Genomic DNA, 13,789 nt, shown 5'->3' on the forward strand with positions numbered 1-13,789 from the left:
GAAGCAACGGCAACCCGCCGCCCCGGTACCCGAGCCCGCACCTCATCAACAACCTCGTAGCGGGTCTTTCCCATCTGCGCGTACGCCCACGCCTCGCGCGTGAGCAGCAACGCCTTGAGCGTCGGCGTGCCCGTGCGGCGCGTGCCGTACTGGCCGAGCTGCACCAGTTCGAGTCCGTCCTCCGGCCTGCCGAGGTCGAACATCTGCCGCGCCATCGCCGCCAGGCACAACGCCGCGAAGCCGTCGTTGTGGCCCGCCTTCGCCATCCGGATGGCCAGCACGTAGTAGCGCTGGGCCGCGTTGTGCAGCCCCGCGTCGAACGACATGCTCGCCGCCACCTTGGACAGCTCGGCCCCGATGAAGAACGCCCGCTCCGTCGTCGGACCCGCGGGCGCGCGCTGCAGCCGTTCGGCCAGCTCGTCGAGCTGACCCAGCACGGCCTTGCGCGCCAGTCCGTACCCGCCCCGGCCACCCCAGCCGCGCAGCTCGTTCGCCACGCGCTGCAGAGCCAGCAGCTCCTCCTCGCTGATCGCCGAGTGCGACGACCACTTCGACAGGTTCTGCAGGGGGTGCAACCACCGCTGCAGCGGCTCGACCAGTGCGGACCCCACCGTCACCGCGGCAGCCCCACTGAGCGCCGCTCGTCTGCTGATCGCCAAGTCGCTCCTCGCCGTCTCCTCGACCGAACGGGCAATGCTCGTCGCCTCCCACGGGGCGGCGAGCACATCTGGCGGGCCCGATTCGGGGGAGCCCACCTGAGCTGGGATGACGACTCGGTCGAACCACAGTCGTTCGCCCGGCACACCGAGCACGAGCGCGAAGTGGCGCAGCCGGTCGAGCCGGTCGATCTGGTTCTCGCCGGACTCGTAACGCGAGAGCTGCGCCTGGCTGATGCCGAGCCAGCCCGCCATGCGGTCCTGGCTCACTCGGCTGAGGTGCTGCGGGTGGTGCCGGTACGCGGAGATGAGCGCACCCATGTCGCGATCGGTACAAGCCGCCGTGATCGCGGGGTGGTCCCAGAAGTCATCCGGGACGGCAGGGGGTCCGTGCACGTCGGAACGAGCGTTGCGGCGGCACCGGTGACACAGCCGATCGGTGTTGTCGGCCGCGATGAACGCTCCACACGGGCAAGCGCGCCTGGATCTGGGTCTCGCGGTATCCATCGGCATCGCCCCCGTCACTGAGCGTTTCCCCAGTGTACGGAGACGTGATCGTCAGTCCATCCATCTCATGCATAAGACGTAATGGATTCGCGTGTCGCAGTTGTCGTACCTCCGCCTGGCGGATGAGCTTCATACGTCCGCTGCATGAACGTCATGCAGCGCGCGAGTGGTGTTAGCGCTCACGGCCCCGCACCCTGCACATCGTCAGGTCGCGGGCAGATCCCCGCGGTTTTGGCAGTGCCTGACCCATGAGCGGGGAGGACGACCGCCGATGAGCCTCACGACCGCGGAGACCGGTACCGGGAGTGCCGGGATCCCACAGAACAGGGGACACGATCGGGCGATCGGCGAGGCCGTCGCCGGTTACCGGTTGCTCGGGTGGCAGGTGAACGTCACCGAGCAGGGTGTCTTCCTACCTCTAGGGCCCGCCACGACCGCTTTGGCCATGCCGGCGCGCATCGGGTCGCGCGTCCTGGCCGACCTGAAGTCGCGCATGCTCGCCGGTCCCGTCACCGTCATCCCCGGCCCGCGCGAACACTGGATCTTCCTGGCCGAGCTGGTGGCGTTGCTGCCGACCCACCTGAAGGCCCCGCCCGAGGTCCAGTTCGTGCGATCGCCCCACCGGATCGCGCTGCCACCCACGATGACCAGGTACGGATCGCTGCGGTGGGCGAACCCGCCGTCGCACTCGCGGCACTGGTTCCCGCCGTTCACCGCGGTGCTCGCGCTGGCCCGGACGGCCGCCGCGGAGGACCAGCGCCGATAATCGGCACTCGTGTCCCTGGATCGACGTTCAGCGCTGTTGTTGTGCGGGCTCGCTGCTCTGAGTGCTTGTGGCGAGCCTGCTCCTCGTAAGACGGGTGGTGTGGGGACCGCCCGGCCCGGGGATCGCGTGACCGCTGCTTCGGGTGTCCCCGTTGGTGGCGGCGTGCTGGTGGACATGCCCGGTAACGCCCAGCTGCTGGTGGTGCAGCCTCGATCGGGTGAATTCCGCGCGTTCAACCCCTCTTGCCCGCACGTGGGCTCCTTGGTCAACCCTCCCGCCGGTGGTGTCATCACCTGTCCGTTGCATGGGAGCGCTTTCGATCCTGCTTCTGGCGCGGTCCGCAAGGGACCTGCGACTTCAGGGTTGAAAGAGGTTGCCGTCGCTGTTTCAGGCTCGGATTTGGTGCTGGGCTGAGACCTGTGAGGTTGCTGTGCATTGGGCCTCGGACTGAACTCTCGCTGACCGTTCCGCGTAATGCTGTGGTGTGACCCCGAACACCACCACATCGGAGGACTCGGTCGTGAACACCGAAAGCCCGGTCAGCAGGCGGGCGGCGCTGTGCGGAATCGTCGTGGCGCTCGCCGTGCCCAGCGGCTTTGTGACCGCTTGCAGTTCGCCGTCGGGTTCTGCTCCTGCTTCTCCTACGGGATCCGCTGGTAAGGCCGGCACCGCGCTGGTCGCGCTGGCCGATGTGCCGGAGGGCGGAGGGGCTCTGGTCGACGGGCCGGGCGGCAAGAAGATCGTCGTGGCGCGGATTTCGGCGTCCGAGGTGAAGGCCTACGACGCGACCTGCACGCACCAGGGTTCGACGGTGGCCGAGCCTTCCGGCGGCACCATCACCTGCCCTTCGCACGGCAGCCAGTTCGGCGCTGCCGATGGTGCTGTGAAGAAGGGGCCCGCTACTTCCGGTTTGCGTGCGGTGGCGGTGCGCATCGACGGTGATCAGGTCGTGCTGGCCTGACCCTGTCAGTTTTTGTCGGACCTCGTCGTTAGTCTTGACGGCGTGGCAGATCCCTCGACGTACCGCCCAGCTGTGGGCACGATTCCCGAGGCTCCCGGCGTCTACAAGTTTCGCGACGCCGGTGGCCGGGTCGTGTACGTCGGCAAGGCGAAGAGCTTGCGCAGCAGGCTGAACTCGTACTTCGCCGACCTGGCCGGGCTGCACCCGCGCACCCGCCAGATGGTGACGACGGCGGCGTCGGTCGAGTGGACGGTCGTCACCACCGAGGTCGAGGCGCTGCAGCTCGAGTACAACTGGATCAAGGAGTTCGACCCGCGGTTCAACGTCCGGTACCGCGACGACAAGTCGTACCCCGTCCTGGCCGTGACGCTGTTCGAGGACTACCCGCGGCTGCACGTCTACCGCGGCCCGCGCAAGAAGGGCGTGCGCTACTTCGGCCCGTTCGCGCATGCCTGGGCGATCCGGGAGACGCTGGACTTGCTGCTGCGCGTCTTTCCCGCGCGCACTTGTTCCGCCGGTGTTTTCAAGCGGCACAGCCAGATCGGCCGCCCCTGCCTGCTCGGGTACATCGACAAGTGTTCGGCGCCTTGTGTGGGCAAGGTTTCCGCGGACGAGCACCGCGCGATCGTCGAGGACTTCTGCGACTTCCTGGCGGGCAAGACGGATCACATGATCCGCCGGCTGGAGCGGGAGATGGCCGCTGCCGCCGAGGAGCTGGAGTTCGAACGCGCGGCTCGGTTGCGGGACGATTTGGGCGCTCTCCGCCGTGCCATGGAAAAGCAGGCCGTGGTTCTCGGCGACGGCACGGACGCGGACGTGATGGCGTTCGCGCAGGACGAGCTCGAGGTCTCGGTCCAGGTGTTCCACGTGCGCGGCGGCCGGGTGCGCGGCCAGCGCGGCTGGGTGCTGGACAAGGTGGAGGCGGTCGACGACGGCGGCCTGGTCGACCAGTTCATCATGCAGTTCTACGGCGACAACACGGAGAACACCCCGCGCGAGGTGCTGGTCCCCGTGCTGCCGGACGATGCCTCGGCGTTGGAGGATCTGCTTTCCGAGCAGCGCGGTTCTCGGGTTGCCTTGCGGGTTCCTCAGCGCGGTGACAAGCGCGCGTTGATGGAAACGGTAGCGCGCAACGCTTCCGAGGCCTTCGCACAGCACAAGCTCCGCCGCGCCGGCGACCTGACGGCTCGTTCCGCTGCTTTGCAGGAGCTGCAGGACGCGTTGATGTTGGACACGGCGCCTCTGCGCATCGAGTGCATCGACATCAGCCACGTCCAGGGCACCGATGTCGTGGCGTCCTTGGTGGTTTTCGAAGACGGGTTGGCGCGCAAGTCCGAGTACCGCCGCTTCGCCATCCGCGAAGCCGCCTCCGAAGGCGACGTCGCCTCCATCGCCGAGGTCGTCCGCCGCCGCTTCCAAGCCATGCTGCGCGAAACCGCGTCCGGCGGCCCCAACCCGGGCATCGACCCGGACACCGGCAAGCCCCGCAAGTTCGCCTACCCGCCCAACCTCCTGGTGGTCGACGGCGCGGGCCCCCAAGCCGCCGCGGCCGCCGACGTCCTGGCCGAACTGGGCATCACCGACGTCGCCATCGTCGGCCTCGCCAAGCGCCTCGAAGAAGTCTGGGTGCCCGGCGAGCCCGACCCGGTGATTCTCCCGCGCACCAGCGACGCCCTGTACCTGCTCCAACGAGTGCGCGACGAGGCCCACCGCTTCGCCATCGCCTACCACCGCCAGAAGCGCTCGAAGCGCATGATCGCCTCGGAGCTGGACGGGGTGCCGGGCCTCGGCGAAACCCGCAAAGCCGCGCTGCTCAAGCACTTCGGCTCGGTGCGCAAGCTGAAGCAGGCCACAGTGGACGAAGTGAGCGAGGTCCCGGGCGTGGGCCGCCGCACGGCCGAGGCGGTCGTGGCCACCCTGGCCTCGCCGTCCTCCTCGCCCGCGCCCGCTGGCCATTCGTCTGCCACGCCGTCGTCCGGCGCGCCTTTGCCTGCCGCGCCTTCGCCCACCGAGCCTGCTGAGCCTTTGCCTGCGGGGCCTACGTCTACCGAGCCTTCGTCTGCCGCGCCTACGCCTGCCGGGCCCTCGGCTGCTGGGCCCTCGGCTACCGCGCCTTCGGCTACCGCGCCTTCGGCTACCGCGCCTTCGCATGCCGAGCCTGCTGGGTCTTCGCATGCTGGGTCTTCGCATGCCGAGCCGTCGTCTGCTGGCCCGTCGTCTGCGAGTCCTTCGCCTGCCGAGCCTTGGTCGTCGTCCACCGCGCCTTCGGTTGCCGCTCCGTCGTCCTCGTCCGCCGTCTCCTCTTCGCCGTCCCCGTCCGAGGCCAGGTCGTGACGCTCGCTTCGCTTGTGCGCCAAGCCCTGACCGAGGACGCCGGCCTGCGCCCCCTACCGCCGGAAGCCGTTGCCCTGTTGGAGAACCTGCAGGCCTCGCCCCGGCTGGTCGCGCACCTCCGCGCGGTGCACGACGTGGCCTGCCAACTGTCGGACTGGCTCGCCCAACACCACCCCCGCGGCGGCATTCGACCGTGCCGCCGTGCTCTTCGGCGCGGCCACCCACGACGTCGGCAAAGTGCTGCACCCCACCGAGTTGTCCGCCCCAGGCTCCCTGCACGAACCGGCCGGCCACACCCTCCTGCTCTCGCGCGGCGTCCCGGAACACCTGGCCCGGTTCGCACGCACCCACGGCTCCTGGACAGCCGACGACGTGACGCTAGAAGACCTGCTGGTCAGCCTCGCCGACAAGGCGTGGAAGGCCAAGCGCGTCCCAGACCTGGAACACCTGGTGACCGCCTACCTCGCGACCGCGTCCGGCCAGGAGCCCTGGGAGATCTTCCTGGCCCTGGACGACGAACTGGACCACATCGCCTCGGGCGCCGACGCCAGGCCGGCCTTCCAGTCGAGCTACCCGATCACGGCGTGACCGCGATGCCCGACCTGTTGCCCGGCCGCACCCACCGGCCGCGCCCCGCACCGCTGGCCGCGCCCGCACTCCGCTGGCCGGGCCCGCACTCCGCTGGGCGCATCCCGCATCCCGCATCCCGCACCCCCGCAGCTGGTGGCCGCACCCGCGCTCGTTGGCCGCGCTCGTTGGCCGTGCCCGCACCCGTACCCCGCTGGCCGCAGCTCGTACTCCGCTGGCCGTACCTGCTGGCTGCGCCCCGCATTCCGCTGGCCGTGCCCGCTGGCTGCACGCCGTGCCCGCTGGCTGCACGCCGTACTCCGCTGGCCGCACCTGCCGGCCGGCCCCCCGCATTCCGCTGGCCACATCCCGTACTCCGCTGGCCGCAGCCACGCCGGAGTTGGCCGACCCGTGCGCTCCTTCCTCCTGTCGCGGCGAAGACGACCATGGTTTCCGGACATCTGATAGAGGGCGGCAGGCGTGGATCAGGACCGGGTTCACCCGTCCGAGTGGCAGGGATCGCGGAGGCACGTAGCGTCTCAAGTGCCGAACCTGCCGCGCGAACACCGAGGAGCAGTGGAGACTCTCCGAGGGCGCGCGGGCGAGTGGCTCGGCCGCTGACGCGGAGCGCACGCCAGGCCGCCAAGATCAGCACACGTACGAGAGCGTCAAGCTCCTGAACAGGTAACGGAGTCGTAGTCGTGAACGCGGAGAAGTCCGGCATCGAAGTCGCCGTGGTGACCGGGCTGTCCGGTGCGGGCCGCAGCACCGCGGCCAAGTGCCTGGAGGACCTCGGCTGGTTCGTCGTGGACAACCTGCCCCCGGAACTCATCGCCACCATGGTCGAACTCGGCGCGCAGGCGCGTGGGGCCGTCACCAGGGTCGCTGTCGTCATGGACGTGCGGAGTCGCGCGTTCACCGAGGACCTGGCCTCCATCATCAAGGACCTCGACGCGCGGGGGTACAAGCCGCGCGTGTTGTTCCTCGAAGCCACCGACGACGTGCTGATCCGCCGATTTGAAGCAGTGCGCCGCGGTCACCCGATGCAGGGGGACGGCCGGCTGCAGGACGGCATCGAGGCCGAGCGGATCCTGCTCACGCCGCTCAAGCAGGAAGCGGACCTCGTGCTCGACACGAGTGCGCTGAGCATCCACCAGCTGCGGGCCAAGATCGAGGACACGTTCGGCACAGAGGCCGCCACCCGCACGCGGGTCACCGTGCTCAGCTTCGGCTACAAGTACGGCCTGCCGATGGACGCCGACCTGGTCATGGACGTCAGGTTCCTGCCCAACCCGTTCTGGATCCCGGAGCTCAGGGAGCAGACCGGGCTCGACGGCGAGGTGCGCAACTACGTGCTCAGCCAGGAGGGCGCGGACGAGTTCCTCGACCGGTACCACGAGCTGCTGAGGCTCATCGGCGCTGGTTACCGCCGCGAGGGGAAGCGCTACCTGACGCTCGCGATCGGGTGCACCGGGGGCAAGCACCGGAGTGTGGCGTTGAGCGAGGAGCTGGCCGCGCGGCTGGCCACCGAGGACGGCATGGCGGTCAAGGTCGTGCACAGGGATCTGGGACGCGAGTGACGAAGTTGAAGGCTGTTGCTCTAGGCGGCGGACACGGGCTGCACGCGACCCTCACTGCTCTGAGGCAGGTCACCGACGACGTGACGGCGGTGGTGACCGTCGCGGATGACGGGGGCTCTTCAGGGCGCCTCCGCAGAGAGATCACGGACCTGCTGCCGCCGGGTGACCTGCGCAAGGCCATGGCGGCGCTGGCCGGGGACGACGAGGAGAGCGTGCTCTGGACGTCCCTGTTCAAGCACCGGTTCGGCGGCACGGGCGCGCTCGCCGGCCACGCGGTCGGCAACCTGGTGATCGCGGGGCTGCTCGAGCAGCTCGGCGATCCCGTCCAGGTGCTCGCCGAAGCGAGCAAGCTGCTCGGCGTCAGAGGCCGGGTGCTGCCCATGTCGAACGAGCCGCTGGACATCGAGGCCGACGTCACCGGGCTGGACGAGGACGAGAAGGACGTGCGGCGCATCCGGGGGCAGGTCGCCATCGCGACCACGCCCGGGCTCGTGCAGCGCATCCGGTTGACTGCCCCGAACGGGCGACCTGTCGGCTGTCCGGAAGCAGTACAGGCTGTACTTGGCGCCGATCTTGTGTTACTCGGGCCGGGATCGTGGTTCACCAGCGTGTTGCCGCATCTGCTGGTGCCCGAACTGCACGACGCGCTCGTGCACACCCGCGCCAAAAAGGTCCTGGTGCTCAATCTTGTCCCCCAACCGGGGGAAACCGCCGGTTTCTCTCCGGAGCGCCATTTGGACGTAGTCTGCGAACACGCACCCGAGCTGAAGGTGGACGCGGTGATCGCCGACGTCGACTCGGTCCCCACCCCGGACCGGTTGACGCGAGCCGCCTCGGCACTGGGCGCGCGGACGCATCTGGCGAAGATCGCCGCACTGGACGCCGCGGAGCGGCATGATCCGGAGGCGTTGGCCGGTTGCCTGAGGCAGGTGGTCGATGAGACCGGAGTGGGAGGGACAAGCCCGTGGCGATGACGTCGGCGGTCAAGGACGAGCTGAGCAGGCTCGCGGTATCCAAGACCTGTTGCCGCCGCGCGGAGGTGTCCTCCCTGCTCAGGTTCGCCGGCGGCCTGCACATCGTGTCCGGCCGCGTGGTCGTCGAGGCCGAGCTGGACCTGGGAAGTGCCGCCCGCAGGCTGCTCAAGGAGATCCAGGCGCTGTACGGCCACCACGCCGAGGTCTTCACGATCCAGTCGAACGGCCTGCGCAAGGGCACGCGGTACGTCGTCCGCGTGGTCAAGGACGGTGAGGGGCTCGCCCGCCAGACCGGGTTGCTGGACCCGCGCGGACGTCCGGTGCGCGGACTGCCCGCGCCGGTCGTGTCGGGTGGCGTGTGCGACGCGGAGGCCGCGTGGCGCGGTGCGTTCCTCGCGCACGGCTCGCTGACCGAGCCCGGCCGCAGCTCGTCGCTGGAGATCACCTGCCCCGGCCCGGAGGCGGCCCTCGCCCTGGTCGGTGCGGCGCGCAGGATGGGCATCTCGTCGAAGTCGCGCGAGGTCCGCGGGGCCGAGCGCGTGGTGATAAGGGACGGCGACGCCATCGGCGCGATGCTGACCAAGCTCGGCGCGCACGACAGCGTGCTGGCGTGGGAAGAGCGCCGGATGCGGCGTGAGGTCCGCGCCACGGCCAACCGGCTCGCGAACTTCGACGACGCGAACCTGCGCCGCTCCGCCCGTGCGGCGGTGGCGGCGGCGGCCCGAGTGGCCCGTGCGCTGGAGATCCTCGGCCCGGAGGCTCCCGATCACCTGGCCGCCGCCGGACACCTCCGGCTCGCGCACCGTCAGGCGTCGCTGGAGGAGCTCGGCCAGCTGTCCGAACCGCAGATGACCAAGGACGCGGTCGCCGGCCGCATAAGGCGTCTGCTGGCGATGGCGGACAAGCGCGCCAAGGACCTGGGCCTGCCGGACACCGAGTCCGCGGTCACGGCGGAGATGCTCGAAGCAGAGGTCTGAGAACGAACGAAGGCCGGCCCCGCGGGGCCGGCCTTCGTCATTTCCGAACGGCTAGCGCATGCCCAGCGCGGTGAGCAACGGCGTCGCGAGCGTCCGCGCGTACGTGTTCGTCACGTGGTTGTTGCGGTACACCACGACGTTGCCGACCGTCGCGGGGCAAATGTCCGCATTGCAGTACCACGGCGTCAGGTCGACCACCTTGACCCCGGCGACGCCTTCGGACGCGGCCACGAGCGGATCGCCCTCGCCCTGGAACGCCTCGGCCCGCGGGGTGCCGCAGGCAGCCGGGTCGCCGGCGTTGCGCTCCAGGCAGCGCGGCACCTGGCCGTTCGGCCGGGGCAGGTCCTTGATCACCGCGACCGGGATCCCGGCACCGGTGAACGCGGTCAGCATCTCCCGGTAGCCGGACACCATCTCCTCGCGGGACTTCCACGTCCACTTGAGGTCGTTCAGGTACGACTCGCGGCTCATGCCGGACAGCACCACGAGGTTCGGCTTGAGGGCCTTGACCCGATCCAGCACGGCGCGGTTCTGGTCCGAGCAGACGGTGATCGGCGTACCGGCCTCCGACGGCGCCACGGCGTTGAACGGGCAGCCGTTGCGGGTCATCGCCCGCACCTTCCAGTTGCCCAGGCCGGCGCCGCGGGCGAAGTCGATCAACGGGGTGGTGTACTGCGCCGCGTGCGAGTCGCCGAGCACCACGACCGACTTCGGCGAGGACGTGTCGCCCCACGAACACGCGTTCGCGGCGTAGTTGAGGCTGTAGACGTGGCAGTCGCCGTCGCCGCCGCTGTACGGGCCGTCCTCGTTCGCCACGGCCGGGTCCGGCAGCAGCGGCACACCGGCCGGCACCGGCTTGGGGGCCTTGGGGTCGAGAGCCATCGCGCCGGGGTGGTCGGCGTCGAGCGCGGTGCGGGACGCGAGCTGGGTGAGGTGCTTTTCCGCCGTGTACCAGGGGACCGAGGCCGCGACCACCGACACGACGACGAGGATCAGACCGAACAGGTAGGTGCCGCGGCGGCGGCCGAACCTGTTGCGGCGGAACGGGTCCTCGATGAAGTGCTTGGACAGCGCCGCGAGCACGAAGCTCACGGCCAGGGCGATGAGCATCTCCTTCTTCGACAACCGGTCGTGGCCGCTGAGCTCCAGGATCACCACGATGACCGGCCAGTGCCACAGGTAGAGGCTGTAGGAGATGTCACCGACGTAGCGGACGGGCCGGACGCTCAGCAGCCCGGCCAGCGACGTGCCCGCGCAGGCCAGCATCGCCGCGGTGCCGAGCACCGGCAGCGCCGCCACGTAGCCGGGGAACTCCAGGTCCGTCGTGTACAGGACGGTCGCGACCAGCACGGCGGCGAAACCCAGCCAGCCGAGCACCTCCCGCACGGCGCGGGTCAGCGTCACCCGGTGCAGCGCCATCGCGGTCAGGCCGCCGATGCCGAGCTCCCACATGCGGGTCGGCGTCACGAAGTAGGCGGCGCCGTGGTTGACGGGCGTGTAGTAGACGGAGAACGCGAACGAGGCGACCGTCACCAGTGCGACCGCGCCGGCGGCATAACGAGCCTTGGCGGCGTTGAACCGGCCGGCGAGCGCGGCGCTGGCGATCAGCAGCAACGGGATCACGAGGTAGAACTGCTCCTCGACGGCCAGCGACCAGTAGTGCTGGACCGGAGACGCACCGGCGGTGGCGTGCCCGTAGTTGTTGGACAGCACGGCGAGCAGCCAGTTCTGGGCGTTCAGCGCAGACCCCACGACCTCGCGCAGGAAGTCCGGCCACCGGGACTCGGGCAGCAGCACCACGACGGCGGCCACGACCGCGAGCAGGGTGGCGGTCGCGGCCGGGAGCAGCCGGCGGATGCGCCGCGCGTAGAAGTCGCGCAGGCTCACCGTTCCGGTGCGGCGCAGCTCGTTGGTGAGCGTGCCGATGATCAGGAAACCCGAGATGACGAAGAAGACGTCGACGCCGACGAAGCCGCCGGGCAGCCACGAGGGCCGCAGGTGGTAGAGCAGGACCACACCGACCGCGAGTGCTCGCAGGCCCTGGATGTCGCCCCGCTGAGCGTGCTGGGGGCGAGCGGCGTCGCGCACCTCGGCGGAACGCTCGGCGGAGGTGACCGCCACAGTTGACTCCCTAGCTGCAGGTTTGGCGGAAGACGTCCGCGTCAAAGGGCTAGAGGATAACCCGATCGGTACTGTCCGCCGAGCCTGGGTCACGGGGTGTGGCGCCCCGCCCACACCGCCAGCTGCGACCGCGACCGCAGCCCCAGTTTGGTGCGGGCGTGCGTCACGTGCCGGGCCACGGTGTGCGGCGAGATCCCCAGCCGCTGCCCGATCTGCCGGTTCGTCAGGCCTTCCGCCACCAGTGTCGCGACGTGCAGTTCGCGTTCGGAGATCACCCCGTGGTCGTCCTCGGCGACCGGCATCGCGGTCAGCGCGTAGGAAATGGCCTGGGGCAACGACATCCGCTCGCCGGTCGACTCGGCCGCGCGCAGCCGCGCGGCGGTGATCCGGGTCCGGCAGACGGCACGCGCCTCGTCCAGCAGGTCCTGCCAGTACGGCTCCGCCTGGAAGTCGTAGCGAGTGCGCACCACGGCAGCCGCGGTCAGCAACGACAACGCGCGCTCGTCGTCCGACCCGACCCCGACCAGTCCCAGCGCGAGGCCCTCGAGGTCGTAGAACTGGTCCATCGGATGCTCCGAGCCGATCTCCAGGCTCTCCCGGAAGAGGTCGACCGCCTCGGGATAACTCTTGCGCGCCAACGCGATGGCGCCCGCGGTGTGCAGCGCCGGGTTGAGCATGTGCGGCAGGCCCATCAGCCGGACCAGCGTGAGCGACTCGCGGACCAGCGGCGCCGCGAGATCGGCTTCGCCGTGCTGCAGCAGCGTCCAGCCGTACGAGTTCAGCAGCACGCCACGGGCCAGCTTCTCGCCCGAGAACCGGAGCAGCTCCACGGCCTCGTCGTAGAGCTGCCAGGCCAGCTCGGGATTTCCGGTGTGGGCCTCCGCGGAGGCCAGGACCTCCAGTGCACGGGCCAGCGCGCCAGGCCGCGACGCGTCGGCTCGTTCGATCGCCAGCGACTCCTGGGCGAACTTGCGCGTCACGTGCCAGCCGCCGCGCACCCGGTGGTGCATGGCCGCGAGAACGGTCAGGACGCTGCGGTAGGGCGGTGGCATCGGCTGCGTCAACGCGCGGTGCAGGAGCTCGGTCGGCGCGCCGCGAGGGCCGCGCGGGGTGGACGTCCAGGCCGTCGCGACGATCGCCAGCGCGTGCCGGGGCCAGTCGCCGACGTCGGCGCTGCGCGCGACCGCGAGCTCGAGCAGGCCGATGTTGCGGTCCAGGCGCAGCACGACGGACGGCGACGCGAAGAAGGACGAGATCTCCGGCTCCACCACCGAGCACACCCAGTCGACCACACGGTCGGCCACGAGAGAGATCTCGCCGTGCTCCACCGCGCGTTCGCGGCAATAGAGACGGATCGACTGCAGCTGACGGAACGTGGTGGTGCCGGACGCGCGTTCGGCCACCAGCAGCGACTTCTGCTCAAGGCTGGTCAGCAGGTCCAGGGCGTCCTCGACGTCGCAGACCTTGCTCGCGACACCCAGGTCGAACGGCACGCCGAGCACCGCGAGACGACGGCAGGCGGACTGCTCGGCCTCGGACAGCAGGTCGTAGCTCCACCCGATCGCGGCCCGCAGCGTGCGATGGCGGTCGTCGGACGCGCGCGGCCCGGCAGTCAGCAACCCCAGCCGGTCGCCGAGCCTCGCCAGGATGTCGGCGGGGGACAGGACGGTGATGCGGCGCGCGGCCAGTTCGATCGCCAGCGGCATGCCGTCGAGCGCGCGGCACACGGCGACGACGTCCGCGACGTTCGACGCGTCGACCTCGAACGACCTGTCCACCGAGACGGCACGATCACCGAACAGGAGCACGGCGTCGTAACGCAGGGCCTCGGCGAGGTTCGCGCCGGCGGGCGGCAGCTCCAGCTCGCCGAGCCCGAAAACCTGCTCGCCGGCCAGCCGCAGCGGCTCGCGCGACGTCACCAGCACGCGCAGCCGCGGGCAGCACGCCAGCAGCTCGGACACCACGTCGGCGACCTCGGCCAGCACGTGCTCGCAGTTGTCCAGCACGAGCAGCGGTCGCCGGTGCTGCTCGATCTCGGCCAGCACCGCGTCGCGCACCGTCCGGTTCGGCAGCGGGTGCGCGCCGATGGCGTGGTAGATCGCCGGCACGACCTCCGGCGCGGCCGCCAGCGCCGTCCACCACACCTGATCAGCGCGTTTGCTCACGTGCTGGACGGCCAGCCTGGTCTTGCCCGCTCCCGCCGGGCCGACCAGCGACACCAGCCGGTGCTCCGCGCAGAGCCGCCCCAGCGCCGCCAGCTCCTCGCGGCGGCCGACGAACGTGATCTCCCTGGAGTCGCGCTACGGCACGCCGGTCACGCCCGAGGACCAGGTCGACGCGTACGCC

Annotated in this window: 10 protein-coding genes and 1 pseudogene; 8 read left to right on the forward strand and 3 right to left on the reverse strand. The window is 70.3% G+C overall.

What is annotated here, in order from left to right:
* Positions 1–977, reverse strand: a 977-nt coding sequence (locus ABZX92_RS41775) for a helix-turn-helix transcriptional regulator (RefSeq protein WP_355571035.1), incomplete at its 3' end; no start/stop codon positions are given.
* A 457-nt stretch (positions 978–1,434) separates the two neighbouring features.
* Between ABZX92_RS41775 and ABZX92_RS41780 the strand changes: the two genes are divergently transcribed.
* From ABZX92_RS41780 to whiA, 8 genes and pseudogenes are all read left to right on the forward strand, one after another.
* Positions 1,435–1,929 carry a hypothetical protein gene (locus ABZX92_RS41780; RefSeq protein ID WP_045316946.1) on the forward strand — a complete coding sequence of 165 codons (495 nt, stop codon included), beginning with the start codon at positions 1,435–1,437 and terminating at the stop codon, positions 1,927–1,929.
* Between the two features lie 162 nt (positions 1,930–2,091).
* Positions 2,092–2,343 carry a Rieske (2Fe-2S) protein gene (locus ABZX92_RS41785; protein ID WP_355571037.1) on the forward strand — a complete coding sequence of 84 codons (252 nt, stop codon included), beginning with the start codon at positions 2,092–2,094 and terminating at the stop codon, positions 2,341–2,343.
* Between the two features lie 106 nt (positions 2,344–2,449).
* Positions 2,450–2,890 carry a Rieske (2Fe-2S) protein gene (locus tag ABZX92_RS41790; protein ID WP_355571039.1) on the forward strand — a complete coding sequence of 147 codons (441 nt, stop codon included), beginning with the start codon at positions 2,450–2,452 and terminating at the stop codon, positions 2,888–2,890.
* A gap of 42 nt (positions 2,891–2,932) precedes the next feature.
* A pseudogene (uvrC, locus tag ABZX92_RS41795) lies at positions 2,933–4,813 on the forward strand (excinuclease ABC subunit UvrC); the annotation flags it as partial.
* Positions 4,814–5,425: 612 nt separating this feature from the next.
* On the forward strand, positions 5,426–5,812 hold the full coding sequence (locus tag ABZX92_RS41800; RefSeq protein WP_355571041.1) for a phosphohydrolase: 387 nt from the start codon (positions 5,426–5,428) through the stop codon (positions 5,810–5,812).
* A 680-nt stretch (positions 5,813–6,492) separates the two neighbouring features.
* A complete protein-coding gene (rapZ, locus tag ABZX92_RS41805) occupies positions 6,493–7,371 on the forward strand; it encodes an RNase adapter RapZ (protein WP_355571043.1) in 879 nt (292 codons plus the stop codon).
* A gap of 5 nt (positions 7,372–7,376) precedes the next feature.
* Positions 7,377–8,345, forward strand: a complete 969-nt coding sequence (gene yvcK, locus ABZX92_RS41810) for a uridine diphosphate-N-acetylglucosamine-binding protein YvcK (RefSeq protein WP_355571051.1) — start codon at positions 7,377–7,379, stop codon at positions 8,343–8,345.
* Positions 8,336–9,322: a DNA-binding protein WhiA gene (whiA, locus tag ABZX92_RS41815; RefSeq protein WP_355571045.1), complete on the forward strand. Its 987-nt coding sequence runs from the start codon at positions 8,336–8,338 to the stop codon at positions 9,320–9,322. The genes yvcK and whiA overlap by 10 nt, the downstream gene beginning before the upstream one ends.
* A 51-nt stretch (positions 9,323–9,373) precedes the next feature.
* On the opposite strand, the gene ABZX92_RS41820 is transcribed toward whiA, so the two are convergent.
* Together ABZX92_RS41820 and ABZX92_RS41825 are read right to left on the reverse strand one after the other, a co-directional pair.
* Complete coding sequence (locus ABZX92_RS41820; RefSeq protein WP_355571047.1) at positions 9,374–11,443, reverse strand: acyltransferase family protein; 2,070 nt, start codon at positions 11,441–11,443, stop codon at positions 9,374–9,376.
* A gap of 89 nt (positions 11,444–11,532) precedes the next feature.
* Positions 11,533–13,608, reverse strand: a complete 2,076-nt coding sequence (locus ABZX92_RS41825) for a LuxR C-terminal-related transcriptional regulator (protein ID WP_355571049.1) — start codon at positions 13,606–13,608, stop codon at positions 11,533–11,535.
* Positions 13,609–13,789: the final 181 nt, after the last annotated feature.

The organism is Lentzea sp. NPDC006480 (assembly GCF_040611995.1).
In the GTDB taxonomy this organism is placed as follows: Bacteria; Actinomycetota; Actinomycetes; order Mycobacteriales; family Pseudonocardiaceae; genus Lentzea.